This window comes from Clostridium sp., from assembly GCF_016650035.1.
In the GTDB taxonomy this organism is placed as follows: domain Bacteria; phylum Bacillota; class Clostridia; order Clostridiales; family Clostridiaceae; genus Clostridium_AD.
Map to the genome: position 1 here is coordinate 22,702 of NZ_JAENWM010000011.1, position 19,426 is coordinate 42,127.

Annotated in this window: 22 protein-coding genes and 2 pseudogenes; 23 read left to right on the top strand and 1 reads right to left on the bottom strand. The window is 32.5% G+C overall.

The genetic code is table 11. The features are described from left to right. Positions 1–6: 6 nt before the first annotated feature. The 10 genes and pseudogenes from fliD (at position 7) to JJD95_RS04270 (ending at position 7,672) form a co-directional block, all read left to right on the top strand. Complete coding sequence (gene fliD / locus JJD95_RS04225) at positions 7–2,010, top strand: flagellar filament capping protein FliD (RefSeq protein ID WP_291640683.1); 2,004 nt, start codon at positions 7–9, stop codon at positions 2,008–2,010. 107 nt (positions 2,011–2,117) lie between these two features. Next, positions 2,118–2,411, top strand: coding sequence for a hypothetical protein (locus tag JJD95_RS04230; RefSeq protein WP_291640685.1), 294 nt, complete (start codon positions 2,118–2,120; stop codon positions 2,409–2,411). A 144-nt stretch (positions 2,412–2,555) separates the two neighbouring features. Further along, positions 2,556–2,693: a hypothetical protein gene (locus tag JJD95_RS04235; protein WP_291640687.1), complete on the top strand. Its 138-nt coding sequence runs from the start codon at positions 2,556–2,558 to the stop codon at positions 2,691–2,693. An 81-nt stretch (positions 2,694–2,774) separates the two neighbouring features. Continuing rightward, positions 2,775–3,176, top strand: a pseudogene (locus JJD95_RS04240) (flagellin); the annotation flags it as partial. A gap of 1,722 nt (positions 3,177–4,898) precedes the next feature. Continuing rightward, positions 4,899–5,231 (top strand): annotated as a pseudogene (locus JJD95_RS04245) (flagellin); the annotation flags it as partial. Between the two features lie 86 nt (positions 5,232–5,317). Then, positions 5,318–5,506, top strand: a complete 189-nt coding sequence (locus tag JJD95_RS04250; RefSeq protein WP_291640689.1) for a YjfB family protein — start codon at positions 5,318–5,320, stop codon at positions 5,504–5,506. 2 nt (positions 5,507–5,508) lie between these two features. Beyond that, complete coding sequence (locus JJD95_RS04255) at positions 5,509–5,748, top strand: hypothetical protein (RefSeq protein WP_291640690.1); 240 nt, start codon at positions 5,509–5,511, stop codon at positions 5,746–5,748. Positions 5,749–5,842: 94 nt separating this feature from the next. Further along, positions 5,843–6,262, top strand: a complete 420-nt coding sequence (locus JJD95_RS04260; RefSeq protein ID WP_291640692.1) for a hypothetical protein — start codon at positions 5,843–5,845, stop codon at positions 6,260–6,262. 307 nt (positions 6,263–6,569) lie between these two features. Further along, positions 6,570–7,127, top strand: a complete 558-nt coding sequence (locus JJD95_RS04265; protein WP_291640694.1) for a transposase — start codon at positions 6,570–6,572, stop codon at positions 7,125–7,127. Positions 7,128–7,369: 242 nt separating this feature from the next. Then, positions 7,370–7,672, top strand: a complete 303-nt coding sequence (locus tag JJD95_RS04270; RefSeq protein WP_291640696.1) for a hypothetical protein — start codon at positions 7,370–7,372, stop codon at positions 7,670–7,672. A gap of 150 nt (positions 7,673–7,822) precedes the next feature. Here the strand turns inward: JJD95_RS04270 and JJD95_RS04275 are convergent, their stop codons facing one another. Further along, positions 7,823–8,239: a lipopolysaccharide assembly LapA domain-containing protein gene (locus JJD95_RS04275; RefSeq protein ID WP_291640697.1), complete on the bottom strand. Its 417-nt coding sequence runs from the start codon at positions 8,237–8,239 to the stop codon at positions 7,823–7,825. Between the two features lie 521 nt (positions 8,240–8,760). Between JJD95_RS04275 and JJD95_RS04280 the strand changes: the two genes are divergently transcribed. The 13 genes from JJD95_RS04280 to JJD95_RS04340 all read left to right on the top strand — a co-directional run bounded on the left by JJD95_RS04280 (position 8,761) and on the right by JJD95_RS04340 (position 19,350). After that, positions 8,761–9,102, top strand: coding sequence for a hypothetical protein (locus tag JJD95_RS04280; protein ID WP_291640699.1), 342 nt, complete (start codon positions 8,761–8,763; stop codon positions 9,100–9,102). A 108-nt stretch (positions 9,103–9,210) separates the two neighbouring features. Further along, the gene (locus JJD95_RS04285; protein WP_291640702.1) at positions 9,211–10,062 is read left to right on the top strand and encodes a flagellin; all 852 of its coding nucleotides are present in this window, start codon (positions 9,211–9,213) and stop codon (positions 10,060–10,062) included. A 434-nt stretch (positions 10,063–10,496) separates the two neighbouring features. After that, positions 10,497–10,910 (top strand): flagellar basal body rod protein FlgB, encoded by a 414-nt coding sequence (gene flgB / locus JJD95_RS04290; protein ID WP_291640704.1) that lies wholly within the window; start codon positions 10,497–10,499, stop codon positions 10,908–10,910. Positions 10,911–10,916: 6 nt separating this feature from the next. Then, positions 10,917–11,351 (top strand): flagellar basal body rod protein FlgC, encoded by a 435-nt coding sequence (gene flgC, locus JJD95_RS04295; protein WP_291640706.1) that lies wholly within the window; start codon positions 10,917–10,919, stop codon positions 11,349–11,351. Between the two features lie 11 nt (positions 11,352–11,362). Then, on the top strand, positions 11,363–11,662 hold the full coding sequence (gene fliE / locus JJD95_RS04300) for a flagellar hook-basal body complex protein FliE (RefSeq protein ID WP_291640708.1): 300 nt from the start codon (positions 11,363–11,365) through the stop codon (positions 11,660–11,662). A gap of 15 nt (positions 11,663–11,677) precedes the next feature. Beyond that, positions 11,678–13,234, top strand: a complete 1,557-nt coding sequence (fliF, locus tag JJD95_RS04305) for a flagellar basal-body MS-ring/collar protein FliF (protein WP_291640709.1) — start codon at positions 11,678–11,680, stop codon at positions 13,232–13,234. Positions 13,235–13,240: 6 nt separating this feature from the next. Continuing rightward, positions 13,241–14,254: a flagellar motor switch protein FliG gene (gene fliG, locus JJD95_RS04310; RefSeq protein ID WP_291640711.1), complete on the top strand. Its 1,014-nt coding sequence runs from the start codon at positions 13,241–13,243 to the stop codon at positions 14,252–14,254. Further along, positions 14,238–14,984, top strand: a complete 747-nt coding sequence (locus JJD95_RS04315) for a hypothetical protein (protein WP_291640712.1) — start codon at positions 14,238–14,240, stop codon at positions 14,982–14,984. The genes fliG and JJD95_RS04315 overlap by 17 nt, the downstream gene beginning before the upstream one ends. Before the next feature lie 17 nt (positions 14,985–15,001). Continuing rightward, positions 15,002–16,309 carry a flagellar protein export ATPase FliI gene (fliI, locus tag JJD95_RS04320; RefSeq protein ID WP_291640714.1) on the top strand — a complete coding sequence of 436 codons (1,308 nt, stop codon included), beginning with the start codon at positions 15,002–15,004 and terminating at the stop codon, positions 16,307–16,309. Positions 16,310–16,368: 59 nt separating this feature from the next. Then, on the top strand, positions 16,369–16,815 hold the full coding sequence (gene fliJ, locus JJD95_RS04325; RefSeq protein ID WP_291640716.1) for a flagellar export protein FliJ: 447 nt from the start codon (positions 16,369–16,371) through the stop codon (positions 16,813–16,815). A gap of 5 nt (positions 16,816–16,820) precedes the next feature. Then, the gene (locus JJD95_RS04330; RefSeq protein WP_291640718.1) at positions 16,821–18,209 is read left to right on the top strand and encodes a flagellar hook-length control protein FliK; all 1,389 of its coding nucleotides are present in this window, start codon (positions 16,821–16,823) and stop codon (positions 18,207–18,209) included. A gap of 35 nt (positions 18,210–18,244) precedes the next feature. Further along, positions 18,245–18,889, top strand: a complete 645-nt coding sequence (locus JJD95_RS04335; RefSeq protein ID WP_291640720.1) for a flagellar hook capping FlgD N-terminal domain-containing protein — start codon at positions 18,245–18,247, stop codon at positions 18,887–18,889. A 38-nt stretch (positions 18,890–18,927) separates the two neighbouring features. Further along, positions 18,928–19,350, top strand: coding sequence for a TIGR02530 family flagellar biosynthesis protein (locus JJD95_RS04340; protein WP_291640721.1), 423 nt, complete (start codon positions 18,928–18,930; stop codon positions 19,348–19,350). Positions 19,351–19,426 lie beyond the last annotated feature (76 nt).

Consider the following 19,426-nt stretch of genomic DNA (forward strand, 5'->3'; position numbering starts at 1 on the left):
TAATATATGTCGAGTATTTATCCAAGCAGCAGTAGTACTTCAAGTGCTAATTTAATGAGAATATCGGGGATGGCATCTGGTATTGATACAGATGCACTAGTTAAATCTATGGTTTCAAACTACCAATCTAAGATTGATAAAGCAAACCAAGCTAAGCAGACAGTACAGTGGCAGCAAGAAGGGTATAGAGAAATTATTACAGGAATAAAAGGATTGCAGGATTATTTTGATCCTCTTTCAAGTAAGTATATGATGTCTGGGAATTCTTTTAATACAAATTCAGTAACTAATTCGGATAGTGCTATTGTTTCAGCAACTGTTAGTTCAAGTGCAAAGGTTGGAAATTATAAGGTTAATGTTCAACAATTAGCAGAACAGGCTAAAATATCCGGGTCATCGTTAAATTCTATGATAGAAGTCACAGATGGCGAACTATGGAATGGCGCTAAATTGACTTTAGGGTCTACTGAGATAACGTTAGATGCTAAAATACTAAATGGTAATTCAAATGATACAAATATAGATGAAGTGGTTGCAAATATTAACAGCAAAATATTTGAAAACCCAGATTTAAATGGTACAGTTTCGGCATCATATGTTAATGATGTATCTGGTGGTTATATAAAATTTAATAGTGCAAGTTCCATTAGTTTAACTGCAAAAACATCTGAGGATGTGGAATTAGCTTCAATAACATCTATTAATAGCGGTATTTCATCATCTTCAAAATTGTCTGATTTGGGGATTACAACTACTCTTAGTTTTTCTTTATCCTACGATACAGCCACAAATACAACACCTATAAGTATAAATGCAAGTAGTGCGACCACAATTACGGAGTTAATGGATCAAGTCAAAAGTGCAACTGGTGGAGCAGTTACAATGAGTTTAGATGATACAACTGGTAAAATTTCATTCCAATCTAACAATTATGGATCTTCTTCAGGTATTACAATTAAAAATAATAGTAGTAACATAGGTAATCTTGGAATAACAATTGAAGATAGTATTGCTGGAATAACCAAAACAGGAAAAGATGCCATAGTGGCAATTACTGCTCCAGGACAAACTATACCTACAACTACAACTCAAAGTTCGAATAAATTCACTGTAAATGGTGTTTCTTATAATCTTGCTGGAGTTAGTGAATTAGAAAAAACCTCAAATGTAAATGTAACATCAAATTCAGACACTGTTGTTACCAATGTGAAAAAATTCATTGAAGATTATAATACTATAATATCAACAATTAACACCAAATTAACAGAAACGAAAGATAGGGATTATGCTCCATTAACTGATGATCAAAGAGAAAGCATGAGTGATGATCAAATCAAAACATGGGAAGCTAAAGCTAAGGTTGGAATACTTAGGAAAGATGACTATTTAAGTAGTTTAATGTCGCAACTACGAGGAACACTTTATTCACCTGTATACAGTAGTTATGATAATAAAGATAAAAGCTCTGGGAAAGTATCCTTAAGTTTTGGTAGTTATGGCACTGGGGCTGTAGGTATAGAAACATCAGAGGATCTTACAGACGGCGGTAAACTTGTAATTAAGGATGAAGAGATATTAAAAAATGCTATTGAAAATAATATGGAGGACTTTAAAAAACTATTTATTGGGTCTTCTAATAGCACTATAGATTCGAGTACAGCATATATAGGCTCAGCAAAATACAATGAAGATGGTATATTTAAAAGGATGGACACAATAATAAGAGACTATGTTGCATCACCTGGACTTGGTAAAGATGGTACTTATACTACCGCTGGATATATGAATATATTTGTAAATAAGCAATATGATTTCAGTAGTTCAGGTTCTTCTGGTAAAAATACACTCCCTGACCAAGTATATAATAAAGTTTTAAATGTTAGTAAATTTCAAGCTCAACTTGAAGCTGCACAAACTAGGTATTATGCTAAATTCACAGCGCTAGAAACAGCTATGAATGCTTTAAATACACAGCAGAGTGCACTTACGTCTATGCTTGGAACAAGTTAATATATATAAGGGACAGCTGGATAATATTCATTGATAATTCTAATTAAAATAAAGCTGGTGGTAAATTGAATTTAGAGGAAAACTTTATTAAGTATAAAAATATAACTTTGATTATTATTAAAATAGTTAAAGCAGAAGAATATGAGAAATTAGAAGAGAGTTTTGCGCAAAGGCAGTTAATTTTGAACGATATTAGTAAAATGAGTTATTCAAAGGAGGAACTGAAGAAATTCTATTTGCAATATGAAATTGAAAATTTAGAAAAAGTATTAACTTCTGAAATGAAAGTTAGAAAAAGTGATTTATTGAAAAAAATAAAACAAAACGAGCAAAAACAAGTAGGAATGGCAGGATATAATAATATATCTGCTAAAGCTGTATTTTTGAGTAAAGAAATTTAACAACATTACATCTCAGCAGGAGATAATTTAATTCCGATTACATTCTTTTAAAATATATTTTTAAAAAGGTATAAAGTTATTATTTATTGTAGCGATATATATAATAGCAACAAAAACAAAAATGACTTAAGTATATATTAAAAAATGACGGCAGAAGGTTGCCTAACTGTTGAAAATCAACTGGATGTTTACAATGCTCTGAAAGCCTTGATATCACAAGATGATGAAATTCAACAAAGAAGTAACAAGGACAATCTGAAAAGCAACATTTCAACAAGTTAGTACGGCTCATAGCGAGCTTAACTATAAATAACCAATAGAGGACAAGGATGTCCTACTAAAATTTCAAGGAGGAATATTATTATGATAATCAATCACAACTTAGGTGCGATGAACGCTAACAGAAACATGAACATTAATTCAAATAAGGCTTCAAAATCAATGGAAAAACTTTCATCAGGTCTTAGAATTAACAAAGCAGGAGACGATGCAGCAGGTCTTGCTATATCAGAGAAAATGAGAGGACAAATTAGAGGACTCGACCAAGCTTCAGCTAATGCTCAAGATGGCATTTCTATGATTGGAACAGCTGAGGGTGCATTAAGCGAAACTCACAGCATACTTCAAAGAATGAGAGAACTTGCAGTTCAATCATCAAATGATACTAACGTATCAGTAGACCGTGGAGAAATTCAAAAGGAAATGGATCAATTAACTAAAGAAGTAAGTAGAATATCAAACAATACTGAATTCAATACTCAAAAACTTATAAATGGTGGAATATCTGATGATGGAATTAAATCAGCTACATTCCATGTTGGAGCAAATTCAGGTCAAGGTATAACATTATCAATTAATGCAATGGATGCAAAATCTTTAGGAATATCAAGAGACGTAAGTCAAGCAAGTATTGATACTGATAATAATCCAGCAAAACTTGCAACTGTAAGTTCTGATTCAGTTGATGTTGCAAAGACACTCGCAGATGGAAAATATCAAGTTGCATTAACTGCATCAGATGCAGGAGCAACAACTGCTACAGACGCTACTGGAACTGCTGTTGCTAATTTAGTTTCTGGTACTGCAACTGCAGATACAAATATTACATTAACCTATACAGACCATGGAACTGCAGCTACAAATACAGCAGCAGGAGTTATAGATGCTACGACTAATGATATGTCTGCTGTAGGAACAGGATCATTAAAAATTAATGGAGTAACTGTTGGCTTGACTAACACTAAAGCTGTAACTGGTACTGAGGCTGAGGTAGTTACTGCATTGCAAAAGGATATTGACAGCAGTGCATTAGGGGCAGGTAAATATAAAGTTAGTGTCGGTGCTGATCATAAATTGTCAATTGCTAGTGTAGCAACAGGTTCTGCAACAAAAGTTGATTTAACAGGTTCAGATATTACTGCAGCTACAAAATTAGGATTTAGTAGTTTAACATCAGAAAAAGGTGCTGCAACAGGCGGAACTAAAGATTGGGTAGCTACAGGTTCATTAGGTGGAGTTGTTTCAGGAGGAAATAATACAGTTAATGGTATAACAATTGATCAAACTAAACTATCTACTACTGCAGCTTTAGGAGAGAAAGTAACGGTTAAAGGCTTTAAGGATGCATCTCTTTCAGCTCAATTACAGTCTGTAGGTACAGCAGGTACCGTAAATACATCAAAAACTGGTGCTGTTGCTGTTGCTACAGATGCAGTTAAAGGTACTGCATCTGCTGATGTAAATGGGACTTTAGTTTATCATGAAGCAACTACTGCAGCACCTGCTACTATTGCAGATGCTCAAGCTGGCGCACTACTAGCAGATACATTATCATTTGCTTCTGGCGCTAATAGTGATTCATTCAATGGAGTTACAATAGAATTTTCAGGTGCAGGACAGGCTGGAGCTCCAACAGCTATATGGGATGATGTAAATGATAAGGTAATAATTTCATTAGATACTGCAGTAACAAATAATACAGCAGCATTAATTTCAACAGCTATTACTGATTTAGGAGATCAAATTAAAGCTGATGGTTCAGCTATTGATTTAAGCACTGTTGTAGCAACAGCTGGTGTAGGTGGAGCTTTTGATACCACTACTACTTTTGCTAACTCTTCTTCATTCGTTTCAGCTGCATTTGCAGATGGTGTAAATACAACAGTTGCTGCAGGTTGGAATGGGACAGGAGATTTAACAGGCACAAACCTTACTACAGGTACTCAAACAGTTAATGATGTAATTATTGATATTGCTAAGCTAACATCAATGGCTGATGGAGATACAGTAAACATCAAGGCATCAGTTGGAGCAGATATAGGTAAAGCTACAACGATTGATCAGAAAAATGGTGGTAGTTATGTAATAGGCGATGCTAATGGCGCTGGACAAATGAAGATTGGAATTACAGCTGGTACAGCAGTTGAGGGAACATCAACTGTAAATCTAACAACAGATGTAGCAACATCAGCTACAAAACAAGCAAATGGATCAATGTCTGAGGCAACAGTTGTTGCTGGACTAGATATTTCCACACAATCTAAAGCAAGTGCAGCTGTTACAACAATTCAAACTGCAATAGAAAGTGTTTCAGCTGAAAGATCTAAACTTGGTGCTTACCAAAACAGATTAGAGCACACAATAGCTAATTTAGGAACTTCAAGTGAAAACTTAACATCAGCTGAGTCAAGAATCAGAGACGTAGACATGGCTAAAGAAATGTCAACATTCTCAAAGAACAATATTCTTAATCAAGCTGCTCAAGCTATGCTTGCTCAAGCTAACCAACAACCACAACAAGTTCTTCAATTATTAAGATAATTGATAAACTTATAAAAGTAATATCAAGGAGTCAGGGTGAAAACTCTGGCTCTTTTTTCAAATAAAGATAAGTAGGAGGAATAACTATGGATATAGGGGCACTATCAATGATAATGAGTCAATCAAGAGTTCAACAATCAGTTGGCATAGAAGTGATGAAGATGGCAATGAATACTGGTAAGGAAAATGCTACACAGATGACAGATATGATAGATATGATAGAGAATGTTGCAATAGATTCTAATGTAGGACAAAATTTGGATGTGAGGGCATAGGTATGGGTGAAAAAGAAGAACTAAAGATGGAATTGAATAGGGTAAAATATAGACATAATATGCTAGGCATCATGGAGGTAAAGCTACTGCAAATGAAGGAAATAGCTGAACAGGCTAAAGAAGAGAATTTGAGTGTATTAGAGAGTGAAGCTCTAAATGCTAGGCTAAACGATTTAGCAGCACAGGTAAATGAAATAGATCAAGAAAGTAAAAATGTAGTAAACGAAGGAGCAGTTGAATGAGTACTAGGGCTACAGAAATATCAGTCCAAGCTAGGAAAGCTCATGCAACTAGAATAACGGTGACCTGAAAAAAATAGTGTTAGGAGGTAATCATATGGATATAGCAGCACTAGCAAAGGTTCAACAACGGGCTGACAAAGTAGAAATGAAAACAGCTATGGATACAGGCGAAGAAAATAATAACCCAATAATAGAAAAGACTCATATTGATGCAATAGACTCTAATATCGGACAGAATTTAGACGTAATTGCAGATAAACAAATGGATAATAAGGAAGAACTACATAAGCAACTACAACAGGAAATAGAATGGGCACAGGAAAAACAGAAGCTGCTTAAACTCAAAGAAGTAAAGCTGCTACAAATGAGATCGATAGCGGAACAAGGTAAGCAAGTCACTGTTACGCCACTACAACTAAGAAATTTGAATCATAGGTTAGACAATTTAGCATCACAGATTAGTGCAATAGATAGCGATAGCAGAAGAACAAAAGACGGACAAAAGTTAGAGTGAGCATTAGTGGCTATTAGATTAGCTGCTGGTGCTTATTTTTGTTGTGTTGGTAAGCACCCCAGGGGTGTAAAATTTGGAAATTATAGATTATATTGAGCATCAGTAGCTATATAAATAGCGCTGGTGCCTATTTTTTGTCGTGGTTATGACTCTATTTGATAAGTAGAGTTAAGTCGGTCCTATCATACTAGCTCTTAAAATTGAAAAGGTTATTAAATATATACATACATTCACAAATGCTCTGCGGTGTAAAATTTAAAAATCTGGCAATAATCATTAATACCATAATAGGGTGGAGGTTTTGAATATGCCAACAATAAAAAGAGAATGGTATCCTGGTGCAAGCTATCATGTTACAGCAAGAGGTAATCACAGAAATGATATATTTAAAGATGAAGAAGATTTTGTATATTATCTAACTTTAATGAAAGAAACCTTAGATTATTATACCTATGATAAATATGAAATAATAAGTTATTGTTTAATGGATAACCATGTGCACATATTGATTAAAACAGCAGAAAAGCCTTTAGGGCAATTTATAGGTAAATTAAGTAGTAAATATGCAAAGTACTATAATAAAAAATATAATTATATTGGACATCTATTTCAAGATAGATATTTTTCGGAAATTATAGAATCAGATACTCAAATGCTTGAAACAAGCAGGTATATACATTTGAACCCTGTTAGAGCTAAAATGGTGGAAAAGCCAGATATTTACCCATGGAGTAGCTACTCAATGTATATAGGTACTGAAAAAGAAAAGTTTGTTTCTAGTAATACAATATTATCTTATTTTAAAAACAACGATAGAGAATTATATAAAAAATATGTTGAGTATGAAATTACTATAAAAGGATAAGAAAAAGCAGTGTTAAAGCATCCCACTAAGAGCAAGCTTAGTCGTTCCTTTTTCACAATGGTGACTGTCACTCGTCGAAAATTGTAAATTTGAACAATATAAATATGAATATATATAGACTGATTTTTCAAATGATGCAATAGACATTAAGGTAGGAATTTTGGAAGTTGTGCAAGAAATATAATTTATTATTTCAAATACAGTTGTGATATAATAAAAGAAAAGATTTAGGTGGTGAATTTATGGAGAAAGAAGTTTTAGATATTCTAAAAGCAATGCAAAGTGATGTGAAATCAATGCAGGGTGATATGAATTTAATGCATGGAGATATTAATTCAATTAAAACCACACAAAATGAACATACTCAAATATTGAGAGCTTTAGGGCATAAGACTGATGTAATATCAGCTGAACAGGAAAATATGAAGCATGATGTTGCAGAAATTAAAGGTGAAGTTAAGAGTATGAGAAAAGACATGAGTAGTGTGGAAATTATTACAGCAAGTAATTGGTCAGATATTGCTAAATTAAAGGCTATAAAGTAACTTATATATTGTTAAATGATATTTTTTAATTAGTAAGTTTAGACCAGAAGAATATATGATAAAATACTGAAATGAGCATCAGTGGCTATATTGAATTAGCTGCTGATGCTCATTTTTATATTCTTAAGTTCAAACCTCATTTGCCATCATTTAAAGAATTATTTCATCTGTAGAGCTAGCATTAAGTCGTTTGATTTCAATATTTAGTGTACTTATTTCATCAGTTGAAATTTTATTGTTACTTTCTAATAGTTCTATTTTGTTTTTATAAGTTTCATTTTCAACCGTTAAATCAGTATTTTTACTTTTAATGGTTTCAATTTCTTCTTCAAAATTATGAGCCTCTTTTGTGAGCCTCTTATTACCACGACTTAATACGAATTCCTTTTGTAAACCCAATAAAGTCACAATAATAGCACCTATAATTGCAGATATAAAGATTACAAGAGACAATGAAACATCAAACTTTGCAGAAAAGAAATTAATTGTAGTAATTGAAGCATTCTGAATACCAAATAATGTTACTATAATAGCAAAAATCAAAGAAAGTATAAAGCCAAATCTCATAAAAATTACCCCCTTAGTTACTTATTTTATTTATTAAATTATAGCATATTTGTTACATCATTAATACTAAAATTAAAAGCATACTTTATTTGTAATATATTCAAAAAAAATTAATATATTATATATAATTGATTTTTTAAAATTCTAATAAAAAGCGGCTAATAATGGTTGAAAAACGAGAAAATTGGGTTGTTTAACACTAGATGTATCTTAACAAGTAGAAATTACTATCTATTCTAAATCATTATACGAAGGAGGTGTAACTATGAGTGGTCAAGCGTTGGCCTTTATGCTAGTAATGTGGGGAGCAATAATAACTGCGTCGTTCCTTTCTTTAAGAGCTGTATTAAGGAATAAGTAAGGGTATATAAAATAATAGCCAATAGATAGTTACTTTAAACTATTTATTGGCTATTTTTAATAATATATATAAAGTTATTAGTAAATCAAACGAAATATAAACAGATATAATAAATTTTAATATGTGTTATAACATTATAAACATAAAGAGGTGATGTTGTTTGAGTGGCAATGAGCAAATTACAATTTCAGTACAACAAGCAGAAGAAATTATTGAAAAACTAAAACAAATAAGCAGTCTTTGTTGTGAGTCTAATCTGAAAACGAAAATCGAAGTACTACAAAGTTTTGTTTCTAGTATCCTGAATCCCGCAGGTGAACTTTCTGTTCAAGAAGTTATATACGAAAAAATGGTAGAAGTGAAGCTCAGTAATCCAGATCTTCATTTAAAGTTATATATGTTATATAGAAATCTTATGAATAGTAAGATCTCAGAAATAGATGCAATGGATTCCTTTGAAAATGCCTTAAGTATGTATCCGCCAGATATAATACTATATTAGTTATAGTAAGCTACAAAATACTTCTAAAGTAAAACTATATATACACGATATACTAAAGTAGATAGCAAATGTAGATAGCAAATAAAAAATTTTAACGGAGTTGATCATATGAGAATAAATAAGAATATTGCCTCTTTAAATATATATAAAGCATATAGCCAGAATATTAAAAAGCAAAGTGCATCCTTAGGGCGGATATCTTCTGGTGTTAAAATAAATAGTTCCAAAGAGGATCCTAATGCGATTGCTCAAAGTGAGAGACTTAGAATGCAGATAAGAGGACTTCAAATGGCAGCAAGAAATACTCAAGATGGTGTTAGTATGCTTCAAACGTCGCAAGGTGGTATGAATGGGATTACTGAAAGTTTACAAAGAGTTAGAGAATTAGTAGTAAAAGCTGGAGGAACCACAAGTGATGCAGATAAAGGTATTATTCAAAATGAAATAAACCAAATGATTCAGGGTGCTGATGATCTGGCAAATAATACTGAATTTAACGGAGTTAAGCTTTTAGTCGGAGGCGCAAATAATGGTTCAGTATCTATAGAAACTGTTACAGGTGCTAATGTAGGAGAAAAAATTGACATACCAAAATATAATCTAAATGCAGAGGGCTTAGACCTTAACTTTACAGATGCGGATGGTATAGATGTGAAAAATATAGATGTGAATGATATAGATGGGTCTTTACAAAGTATAGATACTGCACTTGATGTAGTTATCGGTGCTAGAAGTAAATATGGTGCTTTAGAGAATAGATTTGAAAGTAGTTATAATTCTACAATGGGGATGGCAGAGAAAATACAATCTGCCGAAAGTGGTATAAGAGATACAGACATGGCAGAAGAAATAATGGAATATGCAAAGTATAATATTCTAATAGAAGCTTCTACCGCTATGATGGCTCAATCCAATAGATTTCCACAGGATGCATTAAAAATTCTTGAAAATGTTAGATAGATAAATTAATTATAAATAAAATTACATACAATAATAGCAAAAGGAGACTTGATAAAATTCAAGTCTCCTTTTTATATTGCAATTTACATATCTCTATTTAATATCAGTTATTCTAATAGACAAATTACAACAATAATGTATAATATAATAGTAGAATGTAAATATATGATGAATTATGTGAAAATTATTTACAAAGTAACATAACCTTTTGAAAATACATTTGAATAGTAAAAAAATGACGGTTTGAATTAAGAATTTAATTAAATTAATAAAAAATAATAATAAAATTTCTCTAAGTCTAATAAAAGGTATATAATTAGAGCTATAAAGTGGAATATATTAGAAATTTTCAATAAACTTAATGAATTCACAGTAAAAAATGAAATTTCAAGAAGGAATTTCGGATTATTTGTCAAACTAATAGATTAGGGGAGATGGTGATTTTGAATATAAATGGAAGTTCCACAAGTGAAAACACGTATAACTTGCTTACAAAGAGTATGGACGCTTCAGCACTGAGAGGTAAAGTTATTGCAAATAACATTGCAAATATTAATACAAAAGGATATAAAAAGTTCTATGTTACGTTTGAGGAGACCTTAGAGGATAGCATGGGTGGAGATAGAATGAAAACTGATAATAGCAAGCATATGCAAACAACTAGTAACAGCGGAGAAATCACAGTAAAAAGAGACGAAAGCACTAGCATGAGGCAAGATGGTAATAACGTAGATATAGACCTTGAAATGACCAATCAAGCAGCAAACACATTAATGTACAATGCTTTAGTTAAGCAAGTTAATAGTAATATTTCGCTTAAAAGTTATATTATATCGGGGGGGAGATAATACATTATGAATAATGTTTTTAACGGAATGAAAATAAGTTCTAGTGGACTAACAGCAGAAAGATTAAGGATGGATACAATTGCTTCAAATATTGCAAATGCAACTACTACAAGGGGAGAAGATGGTAAGCCCTACGTAAGAAAAATAGCTGTATTTAAGGAGAATTTACAAAATGAATTAGATAAAACTAGCGGTACATATAAAACAAGTTTTAAAGGGGTACAGGCTGTAGGAATTGTGGACGATGACTCGCCTTTAAGGAAGGTCTATGATCCATCGCATCCAGATGCAGATGGCGAAGGGTATGTGACTATGCCTAATGTGAATATTTTAAATGAAATGGCAGATATGATTGCATCTACAAGAGCGTATGAGGCAAATGTAAGCTCTATAAACGCTCAAAAGAGTATGTTTTCTAAAGCTTTAGAAATAGGTAGATAGGAGAATGGTTTATGAATATTAGTACTTATATAAACAATGCGAAAATAATTAATGAATCTCAAAAGAATGATGTAGAAAATAAAAGTGAAAATAGTGGCTTTCTAGACACTCTAAAAGAAAAATTGAGTGAAGTTAATGATAAACAATTAGAAGCGGATGATATTACTCAGAAATTTATAAAAGGTGAAGAAGAAGATATACATAAGGTTATGCTATCTACAGAAGAGGCTAAGCTGTCTTTAGAGCTAGCAGTGCAGATTAGAAACAAACTTGTAGAGGCATATCAGGAATTCAATGGAATGCAGATATAGTAAGGGGTGCTAGGGATGAATAAGCTACTTGAAATGAGAAATAAATTTTCTCAAAGTTGGAGCAAATTAAGTGGAAGTAAAAAAATAGCTTATAGTTTGCTTATGGTGGTAGTTACAGTAGCTCTTATCTATTTTTTAGTAGCAGCAACGAAAACTAAATATGCTGTCTTATTTTCTAATATGACAGCAGAGGACTCGGGTGCAATTGTAGCAAAGTTAAAAGATAATAAAGTTGATTACAAGATCACAGGTGGCTCAATACTAGTTCCTAAGGCAGATGTTGATAGCCTTAGAATGGAGCTTATGTCAGAGGTCGAAATCACAGAAGGAAGCGATGGATTCGAACTTTTTGATAGTGGAAAAATGGCACCAACAGATACAGAAACTAAAATCATGTACCAAAGAGCCCTAGCTGGTGAAATTGAAAGAGCTATTAAGTCTTTTTCAGAAATTGAAGGAGCTAAGGTTAATTTGGTGTTACCAGAAAACACAGCCTTTGTTCGTGAAACTGAACCGGCTAGGGCTTCGGTTACCTTAGCACTTAAAGCAGGTACTAAACTTGATAATTCACAGGTGAAAGCTATAGTATCACTCCTAACTGGAGCTGTTCAGAATCTTCCAAAGGAAAATGTTAGTATAGTATCTGATAAATTTGTGCTTTTAACAGAAGGATTATTTGATGCAGAACAAGATAACTTAACTGCATCTACAGATAAGCAACAAGTTTTAAAAGCACAGATTGAAAAGAATTTAGAAGCAAAAATAATGAATGTACTTGAGCCTATATATAAAGATGGAGTGAGAGTTTCTGTTAATACGGAACTGGATTTTGATGCAGTTGAAAGAAATACAGTTAAGTATGATCCAGAAGGGACAATTGTAAGTTTACATGAAATTGAAACATGGAATGATAATTCTGGCACTGGTTTATCCACTAGTCCTGTAGATGAAGCTTCGAAAAATACTATTGAAACAATCACGCCTGATGGAAATGTTGTGAACAGGGAGATTACAAGAAATAATGAAATCTCGAAAATAGAAGAGACCATAATACAAGCACCAGGTTCAGTTAGTAAAATAACTACTTCAGTTGTATTAGATGGTAATTTAGATGAAGCAACTAGAGCTTCTGTAAATAATTTAGTTGCTAGCACTATAGGATATTCTCAGGAAAGAGGAGATTCTATAAGTATAGAAGGATTGTTTTTTGACACTGAGAGTAAAAAAGCGGCGGAACAAGCACTGCTTGATATTGATAGTGCTGACAAGTTAGCTGCTAGAAAAACGTTATATACCCGTATTGCATTTGGAGTTATAGGTATTATATTATTTATTATAATGTTAGTTGTAATTCGAAAGGCTAGTAAGAAGAAAGATAAAACTTCTGCAAGCATTGATAGCTTAATTGGAGATAATATTGCTCCAAAGCAGCAAGAATATTTTGAACCTATTCAATTTGATACGAACAATGAAAAATCAAACATGGAAAAACAAGTTAAAAAATATGCAGAAGACAAACCTGAACAAGTTGCAGATATAATTAAGTCTTGGCTGACAGAAGATGAGAGGTGATAAATAGTGGCTAAGAGTGGGAAACTTACAGGAATCCAGAAGGCGGCTATATTATTTATAACTTTAGGTCCGGACGCTTCTTCGGGTATAATAAAAAAATTACCAGAAAAAGATATTCAAAAAATCACCTATGAAATTGCCAATATTACTTCAGTTAAATCTGAACAAAGACAGACAATTCTAGACGAGTTTATGGAAATGAATAAAGCAAAAGATTTTCTTTTAGAAGGTGGAGTTGACTATGCAAAGAATTTGCTTTCTAAAGCACTTGGAACTCAAAGAGCAAAGGAAATATTAGATAAGGTTATGGAAGAAACACAACAATATAGACCATTTTCGATAGCAAGAAAAGCTGATGCACATCAACTTTTGAATGTTATATCAAATGAACATCCACAAACAATAGCGCTTATTATGTGTTATATGCAATCGGATAAGGCTGCTCAGATATTGGCGGCACTACCACTTGATTTGCAAAGCGACGTATCTTTTAGAATTGCAACCATGAGTAGTATATCTCCTATGGTTATCAAAGAAATTGAAAAAGTATTAAATGGTAAATTATCCTCTGTTATTAGAACAGATACCGCTGTGGTTGGTGGCATTGAATCCCTAGTTGAGATTTTGAACCAAGTAGATAGAACTACAGAAAGAAATATTACCGAGGGGCTTGAGAGAGAAGACGCTGAACTTGCAGAAAAGGTTAAAGAATCTATGTTTGTATTCGAAGATATTATCACCTTGGATGATGTTTCAATACAAAGGATTTTAAGAGAGATAGATAATAAGGACTTGTCTCTTGCATTAAAAGGATGTTCAGAAGAAGTTGCAAATAGTATATATAAAAACCAATCTAAAAGGGCGGCTGCATCATTAAAAGAAGATATGGAATTCCTAGGACCAGTTAGACTTATGGATGTTGAAAAAGCTCAACAGAAAATTGTTGGGGTGTTAAGGCGCTTAGATGAAGCTGGAGAAATCGTACTTTCAAGAGGTGGAGAAGATGCAATCATCAATTAATGTCATAAAGAATTCAAGAATTATTAAGCAGGGCAATAGGGAAATAAATACCCAGTTAAGTGTAGATGCTGGGGATTCACACTTACCCGGTGATAAGGATAGTTTTGACGTTAATATGGAAAGCTATGAAAACATTGCAAATAGTATGTTAGAGAGTGCAAGAAGGCAAAGTGAAAACATTATATCCAAAGCCTACATAGATGCAGCAAAGGCAAAAACTGAGGCTTTTAAGGAAGGCTTAGATAATGGAAACAAGGAAGGCTATGAAGCAGCATATAAAGATGCTCTTAGTGGTGCAACGGAAGAAGCAGAGGCAGTGAGAGCTAATGCTGATTTCATATTGACTTCCGCAAAACATGAGTATACTAAATATTTAATAAAGAAGGAAAAACATATAAAAGCACTAATCGTAAATATAGCTGAAAATATATTAAAAAAAGAAGTAAAAGAAATGGATGCTTTAAACGAAATGATATTCAACACTATAAAAAATGAAAGAAACGTAAAATCATATGTAATAAAAATTAATAGTACTCATTTTATTACCATAAAAGATGAAATTCAAAATTATAAAGACAGGCTTGCTTTTCAAGGTGATATATTTGTAATAGAAGATAATTTTTTAGATGACGGAACTGCTGTTATTGAAAAAGAAACAGGCAAAAGTATTGTAAGTATAGCTTATGGTATAGAAAAAATAATAGAAGTTTTTCAGGAAGAACAAATATAGAAAGGTCGAGAACAATTATGATAGCTCTAAATTTTGAGTATTTAATGAATAAAATTCCTGATATTAATTACACTTATTCTGAAGGTGTGGTAGTTAATGTTATAGGACTTACTATTGAAGTTCAAGGAATAACAGCTTTTGTGGGTGAAGTGTGTAAAATTTATAATAAGTCAAATGATGAAATCTCTTGTGAGGTTGTAGGTTTTAGGGAGATGGATGTAATTCTAATGCCTCTGGGAGAGCTTGTGGGTATTGCACCAGGTTGCAGAGTAGTGCCAACGGGAAGTCCCTTAAATGTTAAATGTTCTGAGGAACTATTTGGAAAAGTCTTAGATGGTTTAGGAAACCCATTAAACGGTTCAGAAATTACTAAATATACTGCTTATTCACTTAATGCATCTCCGCCAGATCCACTAAAAAGACGTAGGATAACAGAAATTATACCTACCGGAGTGAGAGCCATTGATGGATTTTTAACTTGTGGTGAAGGGCAAAGGATTGGTATCTTTGCAGGTAGTGGAGTAGGTAAGAGTACCACACTTGGGATGATAGCAAGAGAAGCAAAAGCTGACGTAAATGTTATTGCACTTATTGGAGAAAGAGGAAGAGAAGTACGAGATTTCCTTGAAAAAGATTTAGGAGTAGAGGGAATGAAAAAATCAATTATTATATGTGCAACATCCGATAAGCCTGCCCTAGTAAGAATAAAAGGTGCATTTACAGCTACAGCTATTGCAGAATATTTTAGAGATCAAGGTAAAAAAGTAATCTTAATGATGGATTCAGTAACAAGATTTGCAATGGCACAGCGAGAGGTTGGACTAGCAATAGGAGAACCTCCAGCTACTAAAGGATATACTCCATCAGTGTTTGCAATGTTACCTAAATTAATGGAACGTAGCGGGATGTCAGATAAAGGATCTATTACAGCTTTTTATACAGTACTTGTAGATGGTGATGATTTCAATGAGCCAATAGCAGATGCTGTAAGGGGGATACTAGATGGGCACATAGTTTTATCAAGAGCACTCGCTGCAAAAAATCATTATCCTGCTATTGATGTTTTAGCTAGTGTAAGTAGGTTAATGTCTGAAATTGCTACAACAGAACATAAACAGGTGGCATCTATAGCAAGAGAGTTTATGGCAACTTATAAAGACTCCGAAGATTTAATAAATATTGGGGCCTATGTAAAAGGTAGTAGCACAAAAATTGACAATGCAATTAAATATAATGATAGTATAGAGGCTTTTTTAAAGCAGGGTATTAATGAAATTGCAGACATTGATGAAAGTTTAAATATGCTGAAAAATATATTTAATTAAAGTATCAAAGAAATGATCGTATATATGGCCTTTAAGATGTTCAGAGAGGAGTTTTTAAGTTGGCAGATATTTATAAATTTAGACTGCAAAAGCTTCTTGATATTAGAAAAGATAATGAGGATAAAAGCAAATTAATATTTAAAGAAGCCCAAAGAGATAGAAATATAATGCAAGAAGAGCTAAGTGATCTAAAAATAAAGTATAAAACTCATAGAAGTATAGATGTGCATCAACCTATTATTCAGCAAAAAATGAAACAGAATTATTTAAATGCATTAAATTTGGCTATTGATAAAACCTCGGTGCTCTTAGAGGATAAAGAAGAGATATTAAAGCAAAAAAGATGTGAATTAAAACAATGCCAAGTTGAAAAAAAGACAGTTGAAATTTTAAAGGAAAATCAGAAGTGTGCTTTTATAAAGCAGCAAAATTTAATTGAACAGAAAACCAATGATGAGTTTGCGTTATATGCTTATATTAGAAATAACCATAGGGAGAGGAGGTGAAAACAGTGAACGTAAATATGAATGTTAATGTGAATACCTATGCTGCTTCTAAAAAGCAGGAGATTTCAAACGGAGCAAATAAAAGTGAAGAATTTAAAAAGGTTTTAGATAATCATGAATTGAGCTCTAAGAATTCTTCAAATGAAAATGTTCAGAATAAGGACACTGAAAACAGTGATGTTGACAAAACAGCAGTTGAGGGTACTCCCGCAAAGAATTTAGAAGACTCTGAAGATAATAAAGAGTTAAAAACAAAGATAATTAATCTTATAGAAGAAGCTATAGATAAACTTAAAAAAACCGCAGAAGAATCATCGAAAGAATTGGAAGGCACGGATGAATCTGTGTCACAAATGGAGCAAATCCAGCAGTTACTTCAGTTGTTGAATTCTATGCTTCAAAATGATTCTAAATCTTCAACTACGATGCAGCCGGAAAGCGAACTTAATTCTATTAATATAGAAAGTTTAAAGGTTAGTGAACAATTAATGTCTAATCCAAAGAATGATTTAATAAAAAGTAGTCTTAGTGAAATAGTTGCAATGATGGAGCAATCAAAAGAAAATAACGTTAAGCCTTCTGAAATAATTGATGTGCTACAAAAATTAACTACAGTGGTGGATGAGTTAAAGGGAGATTTGAGCTTGTTAAAAGTCCCTAGTGTGCATGTTCCCAGCGGAAATAGTGAGGATAGTTCAACAAAAGATAATTTGATTAAAAAGGTAATGGAAGTGTGTACTAAGACCACGTCTGAAACTCTTCCTAAGAGCCAAATGCAAAGTTCAAGTGATTCTTCAAAGGGAGATAAATCCTCAGGAAATAGTTTTTATGAAGAAAAATTCCTTAAAAACCTGTTAGGTGGAGATAAGGATGATGTGAAAATATCAAAAGCAGTTAGCTTTATGAATCAATTTGAAAATGTGAAGGGTTTAGATACATCGAAGGTACAAACTACAAATTTAGTAATTGATAAAAATGATTTTACTGTAGATGTAATCAAATCTATAAAATTTATGGAAGTTAATAACATGAAGGATTTAACTGTAAAAATGGATCCTAAGGAGCTTGGAGAAATAACTATAAAGCTTACTATGGAAAGTGGGATTATGAAGGCTAGTATATCTGCTTTAAATAAAGACACTTATAATTTATTAAATCAAAATTTTCAAGATATACGTGATAGTCTGAAAAATATGGATATCAAAATTCAAAGCTTAGATATAAATATTTATGAGGATTCAACATTTTTTAGCAAAGATTCTAATGAGAAAAACAACAACGGAGGGAAAAATAATAACAGTGATACAAAAATGGCTTTAGAAGAAGATGATGATGATATGTCTATAATAAGTAACTATGCTATACAAGAAAATCAGGTTTACAAATTTGTTTAATAATAAAATGATTATTAAAACAAGGAGTGATAAAAATGGCAACTGATATATCAACAGCACTTGCAAGTTCAGCTAGGGCAACTGATAGAGGGACTGAAATTGTAAAAGAAGGTCAGGCAATGGACCAAAATTCTTTTCTGAAAATACTTTCTGCGGAACTTTCTAATCAGGATCCAACCGAGGCCACGGACGGTACGGAATTTGTAGCTCAAATGGCTCAATTTGCATCACTAGAACAAATGTCTAATATGAATAATACTATGGCTTTTCAAACCTCATCTGCACTAGTTGGCAAGATGGTAGCTTTTAGTAGTTATGATGCAAGTGGAATGCAATATGGAGGCACTGTTAAGGCAGTTTATAAAGAATCAGGTACAACCTATATGGCGGTGCAATTGTCTGATGGCATTATAAAGGATTTCCCCGCTGATACCTTATCAGATGTTATAGATGTACCAGATACTACATTAGGTAATTTAAATGGCAATGCAGGATTTTCCGCTGCTATAAGTTTAATGGGTAAACAAGTTGAGACTGCAGCAACAGATGATGAAAAAGCATATTCAGGAACAGTTAAAAGTGTTTCCAGAGATTCAAAGGGAATTAATCTAACTATAACTAATGTGGAAAATGGTGAGGAATGCATTATAAGCTATGATGACATCTCAAAAGTGAAATAAATAAACAATTAATTGTGATGGTAAGGTGATGGTAATATATGTCTTTTAGGGTGGTGAATGGAAAACCGTATTCAACGGTGGACTTTACGGAGTATTCAGGCATAGGACTCCAAAATAAAAATACTAAAGTTAACAAAGAAGAAGATATATTTAATAAAGATAAAAGTACATTTAATAAAATTTTAGACAAACAAATAAAAAAAGAAGAATGCTTCATCATATCTTCGCATGCGGCACAACGACTTAATAGTAGAAATATTAATTTTAATGATGCTGATTTGAAGAAAATTAACGAAGGAATAAATATGGCGGATAGTAAAGGCGCAAAACAATCATTAATATTATATAAGGATATGGCTCTTATAACTAGTATTAAAAATAGGACTGTAATTACCGCTTTAGATAAAAATCAAAGCCAGGCAAGTGTAGTAACCAATATAGATAGTGTAGTTATGATATAAGCTGGACCTTTTAGGAGGCTTAACTTTGTGGAAATACAGAAGCAAAGTGAATAATAAAAAATCAAAACTACAGTAT